Genomic DNA, 14,689 nt, shown 5'->3' on the forward strand with positions numbered 1-14,689 from the left:
CGAGAGGGAGGACATAAGATGAATACACTGAACGCTCTGATTTCCGGGGCCGCTCTGGCGGCCGGCCTGTCTATAGCGGCACCCGCGATGGCCCAGGATTGTCCGCGCGGCACGCTGGATGAACGGTTCTGCGACGTGGACGGCGATCTGATCGCAGACACCCCGACGGATGAAAGCCAGCTGATCGATCCGGACACGCTGATTTTCGCCTATACGCCGGTCGAGGACCCCGCCGTCTACAAGACCGCCTGGGCCGATTTCCTTGCGCATCTCGAAAAGGAAACCGGCAAGTCCGTCGTGTTCTTCCCCGTGCAGTCCAACGCCGCGCAGATCGAAGCGATGCGGTCAGGCCGCCTGCATATCGCCGGTTTCAACACCGGATCGAACCCGTTGGCGGTGAACTGCGCCGGATTCAGCCCGTTCACCATCATGGCCGCGCCGGACGGGTCTTTCGGCTACGAGATGGAGATCATCACCTATCCGGGATCGGGCATCGAAACGATAGAGGACATCAAGGGCAAGCAGTTGGCCTTTACCGCGCCCACATCCAATTCCGGCTTCAAGGCGCCATCGGCGATCCTCAAGGCGGATTACAACATGGTGCCCGACACCGATTTCGAACCGGTCTTTTCAGGCAAGCATGACAATTCGGTCCTGGGCGTCGCCAACAAGGATTATCCCGCCGCCGCCGTCGCCAATTCGGTCATGACGCGGATGATCGAACGCGACGTGGTCAGCAAGGACCAGATCGTGTCGATCTACAAATCCCAGACCTTCCCGACCACCGGCTATGGCGTCGTCTACAACCTCAAGCCGGAACTTCAGGAAAAGATCCGCAACGCCTTCTTCAACTTCGAATGGGAAGGCAGCAGCCTGAAGGAAGAGTTCCAAAAGAACGGCGAAGGTCAGTTTCTGGAAATGAACTACAAGGATTTCTGGGAGGTGATCCGCAAGATCGATACCGCCAACGGCGTCAGCTACGCCTGCGAATAAGACCCGACGGGGCGGTCGTCAAACACCGCCCCGTTCAATAACAAGGGGGCGGGCATGTTACGGCTGGAAAAGCTGACCAAGACCTACAAGACCGGCGACCAGGCATTGAAATCCGTCGATCTGGACATTCCCGAAGGCCAGGTTCTGGCCCTGATCGGCCCGTCCGGCGCGGGCAAGTCGACCCTGATCCGGTGCATCAACCGCCTGGTTGAACCGACGTCCGGCCAGGTTTTTCTCGGCGGCACCGAGTTGACGCATCTGTCCGCCGGCGCCCTGCGCCGCGAACGCCGGCGGATGGGCATGATCTTTCAGGAATATGCGCTGGTCGAACGGCTGACGGTGATGGAAAACGTGCTGTCGGGGCGGCTTGGCTATGTCGGGTTCTGGCGCAGCTTCCTGCGGCGGTTTCCGCAGCCGGACGTGGACGAGGCGTTCCGGCTTCTCGACCGCGTCGGGCTGCTTGCAATGGCGGACAAACGCGCCGACGAACTGTCCGGCGGGCAACGCCAGCGCGTCGGCATCTGCCGGGCGCTGATCCAGAACCCCGCAGTCCTGCTGGTGGACGAACCCACCGCGTCGCTGGATCCGAAGACCAGCCGCCAGATCATGCGGCTGATCTGCGAACTGTGCAGGGAACGCGGGCTGGCGGCGATCATCAACATCCATGACGTGGCTCTGGCACAGATGTTCGTGCAGCGGGTGATCGGCCTGCGCTTTGGCGCCATCGAATTCGACGGCCCGCCGAAAGACCTGACGCCGGATGTTCTGACCACGATCTATGGCGAGGAAGACTGGGAAGCGACCATCGAAACCGTAGAGGACGACGAGGACATCGAGGCCGCGGAATGAACACGGAACTGCAAGCCATCCTGGGCCGCGGCTGGAAAAAGCCACCTCTCATAAAACGCCCCTGGCTGCGCTGGCTGCTGCTGGCGGGCTTCGTCGCCTATCTCGTCGCCGCCTTCCTCACCATCGACGTCAACTGGGCGCGCGTCTACGAGGGCCTGGAACGCGGCAAGCAGTTCGTCCTCGCCTTCACCAGTCCGGACTTCGTCTCACGCTCCGGCGACATATGGGACGGCATGGTCGAAAGCATCATCATGACCGTCGCCGCCTCGGTCGTCGGCATCGCGATTTCCATTCCCATCGCTCTGGGCGCAGCCCGCAACGTGGCCCCCCTGCCGGTCTACCTGGCCTGCCGCGGCATCATCGCGATCAGCCGCGCCTTGCAGGAGATCATCGTCGCGATCCTGCTGGTCGCGATTTTCGGCTTCGGCCCACTGGCCGGCTTCCTGACGCTCAGCTTCGCCACCATCGGGTTCCTGTCCAAGCTTCTGGCGGAAGACATCGAAAGCATGGACCGGGTGCAGGCCGAAGCCATCAGGGCCTCGGGCGCGCGCTGGTCGCAATGGATCAATTACGGGGTGCAGCCGCAGGTCATGCCCCGCCTGATCGGACTATCGATGTATCGGCTGGACATCAATTTCCGCGAGAGCGCGATTCTCGGCCTGGTCGGCGCCGGAGGCATCGGCGCCACGCTGAACACCTCGTTCGACCGCTATGAATACGACACGGCGGCGGCGATCCTGATCCTGATCATCCTGATCGTCATGGCGCTGGAATACCTGTCCGGCATCATCCGGGCGCGGGTGCAGTAATGCCGGTCGGCGATAGGAACGGCGCAAAGGTCTGGCGGCGGCGCACCCAGACGGAAAGCCTGTCGCACTGGGCGCTCTGGCTGACCGGGGTCGCGATCTTCGCTTATTGCTGGCAGCAGATATCGGGCGCGACCACGTGGTTCTTCGTCTGGGACGCGCCGCGCATCGCCGAAGACATCTGGACCCGCGCGACCCCGCCGAAATGGGACTATATCACGCAGCTCGGAAAGCCGATCTGGGATACGATCAACATCGCCACCATGGGTACGCTGATCGCGCTCTGTCTCGCCGTTCCGGTGGCATTTCTCGCGGCGCGCAACACCACGCCTTCGGCGCTGCTCGTCCGGCCCATCGCGCTTCTGATCATCGTGTCCACCCGGTCGATCAATTCGCTGATCTGGGCGCTCCTGCTCATCGCGATCATCGGCCCCGGCGTTTTCGCGGGCGTCATCGCCATCGCCATCCGGTCCATCGGGTTCTGCGCCAAGCTGCTCTACGAGGCGATCGAGGAAATCGACAACACCCAGGTCGAGGCGATCACCGCCACCGGTGCCAGCCGCTGGCAGATCATGGCCTATGGGATCGTGCCGCAGATCCTGCCCGCCTTCGCCGGAATCGCGGTGTTCCGATGGGACATCAACATCCGCGAATCCACCGTGCTCGGACTGGTCGGCGCGGGCGGCATCGGCCTGCAACTGTCGGCCTCTCTCAATGTCCTGGCCTGGCCGCAGGTGTCGCTGATCCTGCTGGTGATCCTGGCCGCCGTGGTCATTTCCGAATGGGTGTCGGCCAAGGTGCGCGGCGCGATCATCTGACACGCAGCCGCCGGAACGGATGCCGATCAGAAATCCACTTCGATCGCAACGCCTTTCTCGACCGCCAGATCGACCACCGCCGAGGCGACCGCGAGATCCTGCAAGCCGACTCCGGTTCCGTCGAACAAGGTGATCTCCTCCGCCGACCGGCGTCCGGGATGGTCGCCATTCACGACCGCGCCGATCTGGGCGATGTCGCTCTCCCCGATCAGGCCTTGCGCTATCGCATGCTGCGCTTCGCCGATGCTGATGGATTGCGCGACCTCATCGGTGAAAACCGTCGCCTGCGCCAGAAGGCGCGGATCGACCTCCTGCTTGCCTTTCGTGTCCGTGCCCATGCAGGCGATATGGGTGCCCGGCTTCACATGCTCCGGCTTCAGGATCGCTTCAAAGGAAGACGTGATCGAAATCAGCACATCCGCGGCACGCAGCCCGTCGAGCTCCACCGCCTCGAAGGGCAGCCCGGCCTCGTCGGCAACCGCCTTCAGGTTCGGCAGCATCTCGGGATGGAAATTCCACCCGATCACCTTCTCGAACCGGCGCTGCTCCAGCGCCGCGCGCAACTGAAACGTCGCCTGATGTCCGGCCCCGACCATGCCGATAACCTTGGCATCGTCCCGCGCGAGATGCCTGATCGACACCGATGACGCCGCGGCCGTGCGCAATGCCGTCAACAGGTTCCCGCCGACCATCGCGACCGCGCGCCCGGTATCCGGATCGAAAAGGAACACCGTGGACTGGTGATTGATGATGCCGTGTTTCTCGAGATTGTTCGGCCAGTATCCCCCCGCCTTCAGACCCAGCGTCATGCCCGCCCGGTCGAACCCGCCCTTGAAACCGTAAAGCGCGTCCTCATGCCCGATCGCCTCGCGGATGACGGGGAAATTGTAAGCATCCGCCGACGCCATCGCGGCAAACACCTTTTCGACGGCGTCATAGGCCGCGTGCCGCGTCATCAGATCCGCTATGTCGCGTTCGGGTACGATCAGCATGGTCTTTCTCCTTTGCGGACCGGCACATGACCTCGTCCGCTCTTCCTCTTGCGCAAAATACTCTCAGGGGGTCCGGGGGCAGAATGCCCCCGGCCGGGGGGGGGGGGGGGGCGCGCCCCCCCCCACTCCCCGGAGTATTTTCGGCAAGAGGAAAACAGCGGCATGGGGTCAGACGATCCCGTGGCTTGCAGCGCGCGAACGGAAGGCGAATTCCGCATAGGTCGCGGGATCGAGGTCGGAGCGATTTCCGCCGGAAGCGCGCCGGCCGGGCGGGACGGCGGCGGCGCGACGAACGCCGCCGGAACCCCCGAGGCAGATCCGGTATTTCGCGAGCGTCATCCGCGCAGTCTTTCGTTTTCGGGATCCCAAAGTGGACGATCCGGCTGCACGATGGCGCGGCAACGGGTGCCGTAGATGTCCACTTCGATTTCGGTGCCGGGAATCGCCAGGTCGGCCCGCAGCATGCCAAGAGCGATGGACGCGTTGACGCGATACCCCCAGGCGCCGGAAGTGGTTTCCCCCACCACCTTTCCGTCCCGCCAGAGCGTCGACATATAGGGAGCGTCGGCCTCGCCCGCGTCGACCAGAAGGGTGACGAACCGTTTCGCGACCCCCTGCTGACGTTCATGCAGGAGCGCCGCCTTGCCCGGAAAGCCCTGCGGCTTGCCGAACCGGATGAACCGGCCAAGGCCGCCCTGCAGCAGCGAATAGTCGGTTGACAGGTCGCCCTTCCAGGCACGGTAGCCCTTTTCGATGCGCAAGGCGTTCAGCGCCCACATGCCGAAGGGTTTCGCGCCCGCGTCCAGCACCGTATCGTAGATCGCGGGCATGTCGGCCTTCGCAGCGTGGATTTCCCAGCCGAGTTCGCCGGCGAAGGACACCCGCGCGAGCACCGCCCCCTTGCCCGCGACCGTGGCCGGCTGATGCGTCAGCCAGGGCAGGGTCAGGTCGGCCTCGGCGATACGCGCGAAGAGTTCGCGCGATTTCGGCCCGGTGACGATCAGGGTGGAATAGTCCGCCGTGTGGTCGGTCAGGGTCAGGCCCGCATCGCGCGCCGGGCGCAGCACATCGAGGTCGTGCCATTGCGCGGTGGCGGCGGTGATCAGGGTAAAGGCGTCTTCGCCGTGACGCAGCACGCTCATCTCAGTGAGGATGCGGCCGCGGTTGTCGGCGAAATAGGCGAGGTTCAGGCGTCCGACCGCTGGCAAGGCGCCGGCGATGCGGGCATCGAGCCAGTCCGCCGCCCCCGCACCCGTCAGATCGAAGCGCGAGAAACCCGGCAGGTCGAGCACACCGACACCGTCGCGCACAGCGAGACATTCCTCGCGAATACGGGGCTCCCAGGGGCCGGCACGGTTCCAGGTGCGGGTGGCGTCGGACGAGGTGTCGTCCCCTTCCTGCGCAAACCAGTTGGCCCGTTCCCAGCCATTATACGCGCCCATCTGCCCGCCAAGCTGTTTCACCCGCTCATGCACCGGCGACAGTTTTCTGTCGCGCCCGGCGGGCCAGGCATGCCAGGGGAAATGCATGGCGTATTCGTGGCCATAGGTCTCCATGCCCTTGGCCACGCAATAGTCGCTGTCGGTATAGTCGGTGTAGCGGCGCGGATCGACCGCCCACATGTCCCATTCGGTCGCGCCTTCGGTGATCCATTCGGCCAGCACCTTGCCCGCCCCCCCCGCCTGGGCGATGCCGAAGGTGAAAACGCAAGCCTCAAAAGCGTTGGGTACGCCCGGCATCGGCCCCAGGAGCGGCAGGCCGTCGGGCGCGTAGGGGATCGGGCCGTTGATGACCTTGTTGACGCCGGCCTTGCCCAGCAGCGGCACGCGGGCCATGGCGTCTTCGATATACCATTCCAGCCGCTCCAGATCGTCGGGATAGAGCTGGAAGCTGAAGTCGTCCGGCATCGGGTCGTCCGGCGTGACCCAGTGGGCGCGGCAGTTGCGTTCATAGGGACCAAGATTCAGCCCGGTCTTTTCCTGCCGCAGATAATAGGACGTATCGACATCGCGCAGCAGCGGCAGCTTGCCGTTCTCGCGGGTATAGGCTTCGATCTCGGGGATCTCGTCGGTCAGCATGTATTGATGGCTCATCACCATCATCGGCACGGTGCGCCCGCCATGGGGCCGGAACCATTCGCCGACCCTTTGCGCATAGTATCCCGCCGCGTTGACCACGTATTCGCAGCGGATGTCACCCCTGGCCGTGTGGACGATCCATTCACCGTTTTGCCGGCTGACCCCCGTTGCCGGGCAGAACCGTTCGATCCGTGCGCCCATGTCGCGCGCGCCCTTGGCCAGCGCCTGGGTCAGCTGGCTCGGATCGATATCGCCGTCGTTGGGGTCATAGAGAACGCCGTGAAGGTCATGCAGTTCCATGAACGGATACAGATCCCGCGCCTCTTGCGGAGACATCGTGTCGATGTCCATGCCCTGGTAGCGGCCCATGCCGCGGGCGCGTTCGAACTCCTGCATCCGTTCCTTGCTGTGCCCAAGGCGGATCGATCCCGTGACATGATAGTTCATCGGGTAATCGACCTCGGCCCCGAGCCGGCGGTACAGCTCTGTCGAATAGCGCTGCATGTTCATGATCGACCAGCTTGTCGAGAAAGTCGGCACGTTGCCCGCCGCATGCCATGTGGATCCGGCGGTCAGTTCGTTCTTTTCCAGCAGCACGCAATCCGTCCACCCGGCCTTGGCAAGATGATAGAGTCCGGACGCGCCGACGGCACCGCCGCCGATGATGACCACGCGGGCCGTTGTCGGGAAATCGCCCATGGGTCAGTCCTCGCGCTGCGGAACGTTGTCCGCGATGTCGTAATAGTCGCCCTTGAAGGCGGTGAAGATGTGTTTCTGCAGGCGCAGACCGGTCGGCCCGTCGATAGCGCCGAGCGAGAAGGACATCCCGTCTTCGGCATGGGCCTTCCAGAACAGGAAACAGCCGCAGACCCCGCAGAACCCGCGCTTGGCGACCGGGCTGGTGTGATACCAGCGCGGGTCGCCTTCGATGTGGAAATTCCTGTCCGGTGCATAGCCCGACGCCCAGTGATGGCCGGATTGCTTGCGGCATTGGCCGCAGTGGCAGGCCGTCACACTCCGTCCGCCGTCCTTCACGGTGAATCGCACCGCCCCGCAGTTGCAGCTTCCCCTGAGCATCATACCCTCCCCTGTGGCGTGGCGCTGGTGCCCAGCAGGACACCGTAGACGATGAAGCAGGCGGCCATCACCCGGCGCACCCAGACGTTGAACACTGCACCCAGCGCCGCGCGTCCGAGAATGGCGCCAAGCGCCGTGAACCCGGTATAGCTGACTGCGGTGATGGTCAGGGCCGTGGGCAGGATGACACCCATCTGCTGACCGATGGGCACATCCGGCTGCACGAATTGCGAGAAGGTCGCCAGGTATCCGGCGACGCTTTTCGGGTTGATCGTGGCGATGGCGAGCGCGTGCAGGTAGACACAGCGGGCCGGGCGGCCGCCCGCCGGCACCGGCATCGCGGCCCGCATCCATCCGCGCACGCCCAGCCAGATCAGAAATCCTGCTCCGATCAGCCTGGCGATGAAGAAACCGGTGGGGGACGCGGCGATCAGCGCGGTGACCCCCGCCGCGGACAGGAGCAGGAAGCAGGTCGCCTGCGTCAGGATCGCCAGCACGCCGATCATGGCGCGCGGGAACGGCAACGTCATGCCATTGGTGATGCAGTTGACCGCGTTCGGTCCGGGCGTGGTGACGAAGACCACCCAGAACAGCGCGAAAAGGGTCCATGCCTGAAAGCTCATCGCGTCAATAGACCGGCGGCGCGATGACCCAGATCGCGACGGCGGGTTCGTCATGGGGGTTGGCCCAGCGGAACGGTTCGCCTCGAATGCGAAAGCTGTCTCCGGGATGGATCGTGAACGCGCGCGCACCAATGGTCAGTTCCAGCCGTCCGGAGACCAGAAAGCCGACCTCCTGCGTCGGGCGGGTCACGGTTTCCCCGATCTCGCTGTGCGGCTGAAAGGTGGAATGCACCATCTCGAAATCGTCCGTCAGGTCGGGCGACAGAAGTTCTTCAACCAGACCGGCTCTCGCACTGCCGATGGCGCGGCGCGCGCCCTGCCGCACGATATATCCGGACTCGGCCGCCGGCGCGGCATGGTTGCTGAACAGCATGGAAACCGGCACGTCCAGCGCGGCCGCAATGTGGCGCAGGTCGGTGACGGACGGATCCGACAGGTCGCGTTCGACCTGGCTGAGCCATCCGACGGACCGCCCCAGCGCCACGGACAGATCGGTCAGGGTCATGCCCCGCGCCTTGCGCAGGGCGCGCAGGTCGGCGCCGAGCGATGTGGACAGGCGGGGGTTCGATTGCAACATGCAATTTCCATGAAATTTTCTGCCTCATTTTCATTATTGACTGAGTTTATGAAATTTTCAAGGTTTTTTTCACGTCTCGCCGTGCAGCGCGAATTCCGGCCGGGCGGATGGGGCGCTGCCCCCTCTTGGCCTTTGGCCAATTCACCCCCGGAGTATTTTCCGGCAAGAGGAAGATCAGATGCGTTCGATCGCGATCGCCGTGCCTTCGCCGCCACCGATGCAGATCGCCGCCACACCTCTTTTCAGGTTGCGCTTTTCCAGGGCGTTGAGCAATGTGACCATGATCCGCGCCCCCGAGGCCCCGATCGGATGGCCGAGCGCACAAGCGCCGCCGTTGACGTTCACAATATCCCGCGGCAGGCCGATTTCCCGCATGAAAGCCATCGGCACGACGGCAAAGGCTTCGTTGATTTCCCAGAGATCCACATCGTCCTTGTGCCAGCCGATACGGTCCAGAAGTTTGCGCGCCGCAGGCACCGGGGCGGTCGGGAACAGCGCCGGAGCCTGGGCATGGCTCGCATGGCCCAGGATGCGGGCGCGGACCGACAGGCCGCGCGCTTCCGCCGTTTCCGCCGACGCAAGCACAAGCGCCGCGGCGCCATCGGAGATCGACGAGGAATTGGCCGCAGTGACGGTGCCGTCCTTGCGGAAGGCGGGTTTCAGCATCGGGATCTTTTCCGGCCGCGCCTTGCCGGGCTGTTCATCGGTGGTGATGATCGCTTCGCCGGATCTCGTGTGCAGGGTGATCGGGGTGATTTCATCGGCGAACGCCCCGCTGCGTTCCGCGTCGAGCGCATTGGACAGCGAGGCCAGCGCATATTGATCCTGCGCATCGCGGGTGAACTGGAACGCCTCCGCGCAGTCTTCGGCAAAGGTGCCCATGAGGCGGCCCTTGTCATAGGCGTCCTCGAGACCGTCGAGGAACATGTGGTCGATCACCTGGGCGTGGCCGATGCGGGCGCCGCCGCGCATCTTGGGCAGCAGATAGGGCGCGCCGGACATGCTTTCCATGCCGCCGACGGCCATGACGTCGCTTTGGCCGAGGGCGATCTGATCGAAACCGATCATCGCCGCTTTCATGCCGGAGCCGCACATCTTGTTCAGGGTCGTTGCGGGCACATCCTCGCCCAGTCCGGCGGCGAAGCCGGCCTGCCTCGCCGGGGCCTGGCCCTGCCCGGCGGGAAGGACGCAACCCATCAGCAGCTCATCGACCGTCTTTGCCCCGGCATCCCGCAATGCGGCCCTGACCGCGTGACCGCCCAGGTCGGCGGCGACGACGCCATCGAACACGCCCTGAAACCCGCCCATCGGCGTGCGGGCCGCTCCGGCTATGACAACTTCCTTCATGTCGATTTCTCCCCAGTCTCACGCCTGCATACCGAATGGTAAGGATTGCCGTCTAGCCTTGCCAATCAAATATTCACCGATAGAGGAGCACGCCGGTGACACTGACCAGCACCTTGACCGGCACGGCCAAGATCGTGACCGTCAACAGCAACCGTATCGACGCCGCGATGGCCATCCAGTTCAAGGAAGCGATGCGCGAACACACGGATGGCGGCCCGAGCCGCGTCATCCTCGACCTGTCGAGCGTCGATTTCATCGATTCCAGCGGCCTCGGGGCGATTGTCGCCGCCATGAAACAGCTCGGCGATGGCCGGAAACTGGATCTGGCCGGGCTGACGCCCACGGTCGACAAGGTGTTCCGACTGACCCGGATGGACACGGTGTTCAAGCTGTTTCCGTCGCTGGACGACGCCGTGACCGCGCAGGTCGGCTGAACAGGTGTTTACGTCGCGCCGGGGGCAATTCAGGTGACGGACGCAGCGACCGGCTTTTCGCACAGGTTCAGGGCGACGGAACTGGATGCGCGGGCCGCCCTCTGCGAGATCATCGGAACGTTGCAGGCCAGAGGCCTGGTGCAGGAACAGATCGGCGCCGTCGAGATCGCCTTGGCGGAGGTGATCAACAACATCGTGGAACACGCTTACGCCGGAACCGCGCCGGGCGACATCGTCGTCGATGTCGCCTTCCGGGAGGCGATCCTGAAACTGACCACGACCGACGGCGGCAAGCCGCTGCCGGACGGACGACTGCCAGAGGGCAGACCAGCGGATGTGACGGGCGCCGTCGATGACCTTCCGGAAGGCGGGTTCGGCTGGTTCATGATCCGGACGCTGGCGCGCGATATCAGCTATGCGCGCGAAAACGATCGCAACCGCCTGGAACTGACGTTCGACGTGGTTCCCGCGGTGGATCGCCATTGACTGACGCCGCCGCAAAACAGCCCCATTCATTCCCTACTGCTGCCGGAAATCACCGGCATCAAGACAGTGTAGCTGCAAATGGCTTCCCTCGGCGCCCTGCGCATCATAGCCCCCACCCAATGCATGGCGCCGAGGACCTTTCGCTTCCCGAACCCGGCAACCGTCTGGACCCTGCTTGGCAATCGCCGCAGCAGAGCCTAGTGTCCCGAGGAAACTACGGGAGACGCAAGATGCGGGATTTTCAGATACCAGGGCGATCGGCCGTTCTGACCACCAACGGGATGTGTGCGACCTCTCATCCCCTTGCGGCGCAGACGGCGATCGACATCCTGAAACGCGGTGGAAACGCCATGGACGCGGCGATCGCGGGCGCGGTCCTGCTCGGGATCTGCGAACCGCAGATGACGGGAATCGGCGGCGATTGCTTCGTCCTTTATTCTCCGGCCGGCAGCGATGACATCCATGCCATGAACGGATCCGGCCGCGCGCCCGCCGCTTCGGATGCGGACGCGCTGAGAGCCGGCGGGCTGACCTCCATCGCGCAGGACAGCCCCTACGCCGTCACGATTCCCGGCGCGATGGATGCGTTCTGCACCCTTTCCGACACCGTGGGCGTCCTGGGTATCGACGATCTGCTGGCCCCCGCGATCCACTATGCGGATGAAGGCGTTCCGGTCGCGCCGCGGGTCGCCTTCGACTGGGCCAAGGATGCGCCGATCCTGAACAGCCGGGCGCGCGACGTCTATCTGATTGACGGAAAGGTTCCAGAGACCGGCGCCCGCTTCCGCGTTCCCGGCCAGGCCGAAGTGCTGCGCCGCGTCGCCAAGTTCGGGCGGGATGCGTTCTACACCGGCGAGGTCGCAGAAGACATGGTGAACACCCTGGCCCGGATGGGCGGGGTGCACACGCTCGGGGATTTCGCCGATACGAGATGCGAGGCCACGACCCCGGTCAGCGGCCACTACAACGGCGTCGAACTGGTCGAGCATCCGCCCAACGGCCAGGGCGCGACGGCGATCCTGATGCTGAACATCCTGTCGCAGTTCGACATCCCGGACATGGATCCGTTCGGCGCGCAGCGGGCGCATATCGAGGCCGAGGCCGCCAAGCTGGCCTATGACGCCCGGAACCGGTTCATCGCCGATGCCGGCCACACGACCCGGCTGGACTACATGCTGGCCCCGGAAACCGCCGCGAAACTCGCCGCGCTGATCGACCCGAAAAAGGCGATGGCCGCCGCCGCGCCGCTCAGCGAGGCGGTGCACAAGGACACGATCTATATCACCGTGGTCGACAAGGACCGCATGGCGGTGTCCCTGATCTATTCGGTATTCCACGGGTTCGGCTCGGGCATCGCAACCGAGAAGTTCGGCATCCTCTTCCAGTGCCGGGGCATGGGGTTCAACCTGACGCCCGGTCACCCGAACGAACTGGGGGGCGGCAAGCGCCCGATGCACACGATCATACCCGGCATGCTGCGGGAGAACGGCCGCGTCCTGATGCCCTTCGGCGTGATGGGCGGCGCCTATCAGCCCAACGGGCATGCCCGCGTGGTCAGCAATATCCAGGATTTCGGCATGGACGGGCAATCGGCGCTCGACGCCCCCCGGTCCTTTTCGGATGCGGGCGACATGAAGGTCGAGCGCGGCTATTCCGATGCGGTGCGCCAGGAACTGGCCAACATGGGCCACGATGTGTCCATCCCGGAAACGGCGATCGGCGGCGCGCAGGCGATCAGGATCGACGAGTCCGGTGTGCTGATCGGCGCCAGCGATCCGCGCAAGGACGGCTGCGCGCTGGGATACTGACGCGGAATCAGGCGCTCATCCCGGCAACGGGGTGGGCGCAGCCTAGTTGAGCTGGAAGTGCAGCGGGTAGGATCCATCCTGAAACGGGCCGAACATGTCCGGGATATCGGGGTGGTCCACCGGTTCGCCCGAATAGTCCGCGACCAGATTCTGTTCCGAGACATAGGCGACATAGTAGGACTGGTCGTTTTCCGCCAGCAGGTGATAGAATGGCTGGTCCCGCACCGGACGGCTGTCTTCGGGAATCGCCTGATACCATTCCTCGGTGTTGGCGAATTGCGGATCGACATCGAACACGACGCCGCGAAACGGGTGCTTCCTGTGACGGACCACTTGTCCCAGATGATATTTCGCGCGTGTTTTCAACATAATTTCCGGCCCCTAACGGTAATTATTAGCTGGTTCAAGCCCTGCTTGTCCAACAAATGCGTTTAAAATTGGGGAAACAGTCTGTGAACTTCGGCTTGACAGTCGCATCGACTAAACCATGGCGAGAGTCGCGGGAAAGCCTTCCCCACAAAGTGGTTTCGCAATTGTCATTTCATCCAAAAGCGAGATGCGATAAACTGGGACGAAAAAGGCAAGAGGCACATGAGCAGAACGCTTCGCGCAATGATGGCAATGCTGATTCTGGCATCCTGCGGAGGTGGCTTTCAATCGCCGCCCCGCAATCTGAACGATGCTTGCAGCATTGCGGAACAGCGCCCGAAATATATCAAGGCCTTCAAGGCCACCGAACGCAAATGGGGCGTGCCCGTGCATGTCCAGATGGCGACGATCTACCAAGAAAGCCGGTTCCGCGGCGATGCCCGCACGCCCTACCGCTATGCGCTCGGCGTGATCCCGATGGGCCGCCAGAGCAGCGCCTACGGCTATGGGCAGGCGCTAGACGGCACATGGGACGAATACCGCGCCGACACCGGCCGGCGCGGCGCCAAGCGGGACAAGATCAGGGACGCGTCCGATTTCATGGGCTGGTACATGAACCAGAGCCGGGAAAAGAACGGCATCGCCCTCACCGACGCGCGCAATCAGTATCTGGCCTATCACGAGGGCAACAACGGCTATGCGCGCGGCAGCCACAACGACAAGAGCTGGCTGTTGCGGGTCGCCGGAGAAGTCGATGCGCGGGCGAACCTCTACCAGGCGCAGCTCGCCGGGTGCCGGTCCTACCGCTAACGGTTAGAATTGGTGCCGCCGCCGCCGGCCTGGGTGTCGAACAGGGAACGCGCCAGTCGGCCGCCCTTCTGCATATTGCCCAGAACGACGCGCGTCTGCCCGCCCGCGTCGTCATGAACGATCCATTCGCGCAGTTCCAGCGGAGCGCCCCCGAACATCAGGTCGATCCTGCCGTATTCCGGGTTCTCCGGATCCTGCGCGGTCACGACCGTCATGCCGTTGCGGGACTCATGCCCGACCACCATGTTCGCCCGCCCCAGATCCACCCGTGGCGACAGGATGATCGACAGCGGTGTTCGCTTGAGCGGATAGCTCTCCGGCGGCTGGTTCGATTTCGGATCGAAGATTACCACCGCCCCGGTTCCGGCGATAACAACCGGCGCATCCCGCCCGTCGTATTCGAACCGCATCCGGCCCGGCCGATGCACATAGAGCGTTCCGGAGGACCGCGACCCGTCGTCGTTGAACTGGGTGAACGGGGCCGACAAGGTGGTCAACCCGTTCAGGTAGGTCGATATGGTCGACAACGGAACCTTGCCCTGCGCCCAGGAGGCAGTGGCAAGCAGGCTCAGGGCCATGGCGAGGAAGACATGTCTCATGGCACCTACATAAGCACTCTGAC

At 64.0% G+C, this 14,689-nt stretch carries 17 protein-coding genes; 8 read left to right on the forward strand and 9 right to left on the reverse strand.

Features of this window, described 5'->3' with window-relative positions; translation table 11 throughout:
- Positions 1-18: 18 nt before the first annotated feature.
- Genes phnD through phnE (QO034_RS00395) form a run of 4 tightly spaced genes read left to right on the forward strand, consistent with a single transcriptional unit; the run spans position 19 to position 3,466 of the window.
- On the forward strand, positions 19-993 hold the full coding sequence (phnD, locus tag QO034_RS00380; protein WP_284483510.1) for a phosphate/phosphite/phosphonate ABC transporter substrate-binding protein: 975 nt from the start codon (positions 19-21) through the stop codon (positions 991-993).
- A gap of 54 nt (positions 994-1,047) precedes the next feature.
- The gene (phnC, locus tag QO034_RS00385) at positions 1,048-1,842 is read left to right on the forward strand and encodes a phosphonate ABC transporter ATP-binding protein (protein ID WP_284483511.1); all 795 of its coding nucleotides are present in this window, start codon (positions 1,048-1,050) and stop codon (positions 1,840-1,842) included.
- Positions 1,839-2,651 carry a phosphonate ABC transporter, permease protein PhnE gene (phnE, locus tag QO034_RS00390; protein ID WP_284483512.1) on the forward strand — a complete coding sequence of 271 codons (813 nt, stop codon included), beginning with the start codon at positions 1,839-1,841 and terminating at the stop codon, positions 2,649-2,651. The genes phnC and phnE (QO034_RS00390) overlap by 4 nt, the downstream gene beginning before the upstream one ends.
- Positions 2,651-3,466, forward strand: a complete 816-nt coding sequence (gene phnE / locus QO034_RS00395) for a phosphonate ABC transporter, permease protein PhnE (RefSeq protein WP_284483513.1) — start codon at positions 2,651-2,653, stop codon at positions 3,464-3,466. The genes phnE (QO034_RS00390) and phnE (QO034_RS00395) overlap by 1 nt, the downstream gene beginning before the upstream one ends.
- Before the next feature lie 26 nt (positions 3,467-3,492).
- On the opposite strand, the gene bhcD is transcribed toward phnE (QO034_RS00395), so the two are convergent.
- The 7 genes from bhcD to QO034_RS00430 all read right to left on the reverse strand — a co-directional run bounded on the left by bhcD (position 3,493) and on the right by QO034_RS00430 (position 10,160).
- Complete coding sequence (gene bhcD, locus QO034_RS00400; RefSeq protein ID WP_284483514.1) at positions 3,493-4,458, reverse strand: iminosuccinate reductase BhcD; 966 nt, start codon at positions 4,456-4,458, stop codon at positions 3,493-3,495.
- Between the two features lie 168 nt (positions 4,459-4,626).
- Positions 4,627-4,797 carry a hypothetical protein gene (locus tag QO034_RS00405; RefSeq protein ID WP_284483515.1) on the reverse strand — a complete coding sequence of 57 codons (171 nt, stop codon included), beginning with the start codon at positions 4,795-4,797 and terminating at the stop codon, positions 4,627-4,629.
- A complete protein-coding gene (locus QO034_RS00410; RefSeq protein ID WP_284483516.1) occupies positions 4,794-7,235 on the reverse strand; it encodes a GcvT family protein in 2,442 nt (813 codons plus the stop codon). The genes QO034_RS00405 and QO034_RS00410 overlap by 4 nt, the downstream gene beginning before the upstream one ends.
- A gap of 3 nt (positions 7,236-7,238) precedes the next feature.
- Positions 7,239-7,613, reverse strand: coding sequence for a GFA family protein (locus QO034_RS00415; protein WP_284483792.1), 375 nt, complete (start codon positions 7,611-7,613; stop codon positions 7,239-7,241).
- Entirely contained in the window at positions 7,613-8,236 is a 624-nt protein-coding gene (locus tag QO034_RS00420; RefSeq protein ID WP_284483517.1) for a LysE family translocator, read from the reverse strand. The genes QO034_RS00415 and QO034_RS00420 overlap by 1 nt, the downstream gene beginning before the upstream one ends.
- Before the next feature lie 4 nt (positions 8,237-8,240).
- Positions 8,241-8,813 carry a helix-turn-helix domain-containing protein gene (locus QO034_RS00425; protein ID WP_284483518.1) on the reverse strand — a complete coding sequence of 191 codons (573 nt, stop codon included), beginning with the start codon at positions 8,811-8,813 and terminating at the stop codon, positions 8,241-8,243.
- Between the two features lie 174 nt (positions 8,814-8,987).
- The gene (locus tag QO034_RS00430) at positions 8,988-10,160 is read right to left on the reverse strand and encodes a thiolase family protein (RefSeq protein ID WP_284483519.1); all 1,173 of its coding nucleotides are present in this window, start codon (positions 10,158-10,160) and stop codon (positions 8,988-8,990) included.
- Positions 10,161-10,255: 95 nt separating this feature from the next.
- Here QO034_RS00430 and QO034_RS00435 point away from each other — a divergent pair, with 95 nt between their 5' ends.
- The 3 genes from QO034_RS00435 to QO034_RS00445 all read left to right on the forward strand — a co-directional run bounded on the left by QO034_RS00435 (position 10,256) and on the right by QO034_RS00445 (position 12,888).
- Positions 10,256-10,594 carry an STAS domain-containing protein gene (locus QO034_RS00435; RefSeq protein ID WP_284483520.1) on the forward strand — a complete coding sequence of 113 codons (339 nt, stop codon included), beginning with the start codon at positions 10,256-10,258 and terminating at the stop codon, positions 10,592-10,594.
- A gap of 33 nt (positions 10,595-10,627) precedes the next feature.
- A complete protein-coding gene (locus QO034_RS00440) occupies positions 10,628-11,080 on the forward strand; it encodes an ATP-binding protein (protein WP_284483521.1) in 453 nt (150 codons plus the stop codon).
- Between the two features lie 230 nt (positions 11,081-11,310).
- Complete coding sequence (locus QO034_RS00445) at positions 11,311-12,888, forward strand: gamma-glutamyltransferase family protein (protein WP_284483522.1); 1,578 nt, start codon at positions 11,311-11,313, stop codon at positions 12,886-12,888.
- A gap of 42 nt (positions 12,889-12,930) precedes the next feature.
- Here QO034_RS00445 and hspQ read toward each other — a convergent pair whose 3' ends face one another.
- Positions 12,931-13,257: a heat shock protein HspQ gene (hspQ, locus tag QO034_RS00450; RefSeq protein WP_284483523.1), complete on the reverse strand. Its 327-nt coding sequence runs from the start codon at positions 13,255-13,257 to the stop codon at positions 12,931-12,933.
- A 222-nt stretch (positions 13,258-13,479) separates the two neighbouring features.
- On the opposite strand from hspQ, the gene QO034_RS00455 reads away from it, so the two are divergent.
- Positions 13,480-14,067 carry a transglycosylase SLT domain-containing protein gene (locus tag QO034_RS00455; protein WP_284483524.1) on the forward strand — a complete coding sequence of 196 codons (588 nt, stop codon included), beginning with the start codon at positions 13,480-13,482 and terminating at the stop codon, positions 14,065-14,067.
- Here the strand turns inward: QO034_RS00455 and QO034_RS00460 are convergent.
- Positions 14,064-14,666, reverse strand: a complete 603-nt coding sequence (locus QO034_RS00460) for a LolA family protein (RefSeq protein WP_284483525.1) — start codon at positions 14,664-14,666, stop codon at positions 14,064-14,066. The genes QO034_RS00455 and QO034_RS00460 overlap by 4 nt on opposite strands.
- Between the last annotated feature and the right edge of the window lie 23 nt (positions 14,667-14,689).

The organism is Sedimentitalea xiamensis (assembly GCF_030164465.1).
In the GTDB taxonomy this organism is placed as follows: Bacteria; Pseudomonadota; Alphaproteobacteria; order Rhodobacterales; family Rhodobacteraceae; genus Sedimentitalea; species Sedimentitalea xiamensis.

Bases quoted from the DNA above. Each gene is read 5' to 3' on its own strand.
- phnD (WP_284483510.1), top strand. From the start codon at position 19: ATGAATACACTGAACGCTCTGATTTCCGGGGCCGCTCTGGCGGCCGGC.
- phnC (WP_284483511.1), top strand. From the start codon at position 1,048: ATGTTACGGCTGGAAAAGCTGACCAAGACCTACAAGACCGGCGACCAG.
- phnE (WP_284483512.1), top strand. From the start codon at position 1,839: ATGAACACGGAACTGCAAGCCATCCTGGGCCGCGGCTGGAAAAAGCCA.
- phnE (WP_284483513.1), top strand. From the start codon at position 2,651: ATGCCGGTCGGCGATAGGAACGGCGCAAAGGTCTGGCGGCGGCGCACC.
- bhcD (WP_284483514.1), bottom strand. From the start codon at position 4,458: ATGCTGATCGTACCCGAACGCGACATAGCGGATCTGATGACGCGGCAC.
- QO034_RS00405 (WP_284483515.1), bottom strand. From the start codon at position 4,797: ATGACGCTCGCGAAATACCGGATCTGCCTCGGGGGTTCCGGCGGCGTT.
- QO034_RS00410 (WP_284483516.1), bottom strand. From the start codon at position 7,235: ATGGGCGATTTCCCGACAACGGCCCGCGTGGTCATCATCGGCGGCGGT.
- QO034_RS00415 (WP_284483792.1), bottom strand. From the start codon at position 7,613: ATGCTCAGGGGAAGCTGCAACTGCGGGGCGGTGCGATTCACCGTGAAG.
- QO034_RS00420 (WP_284483517.1), bottom strand. From the start codon at position 8,236: ATGAGCTTTCAGGCATGGACCCTTTTCGCGCTGTTCTGGGTGGTCTTC.
- QO034_RS00425 (WP_284483518.1), bottom strand. From the start codon at position 8,813: ATGTTGCAATCGAACCCCCGCCTGTCCACATCGCTCGGCGCCGACCTG.
- QO034_RS00430 (WP_284483519.1), bottom strand. From the start codon at position 10,160: ATGAAGGAAGTTGTCATAGCCGGAGCGGCCCGCACGCCGATGGGCGGG.
- QO034_RS00445 (WP_284483522.1), top strand. From the start codon at position 11,311: ATGCGGGATTTTCAGATACCAGGGCGATCGGCCGTTCTGACCACCAAC.
- hspQ (WP_284483523.1), bottom strand. From the start codon at position 13,257: ATGTTGAAAACACGCGCGAAATATCATCTGGGACAAGTGGTCCGTCAC.
- QO034_RS00455 (WP_284483524.1), top strand. From the start codon at position 13,480: ATGAGCAGAACGCTTCGCGCAATGATGGCAATGCTGATTCTGGCATCC.
- QO034_RS00460 (WP_284483525.1), bottom strand. From the start codon at position 14,666: ATGAGACATGTCTTCCTCGCCATGGCCCTGAGCCTGCTTGCCACTGCC.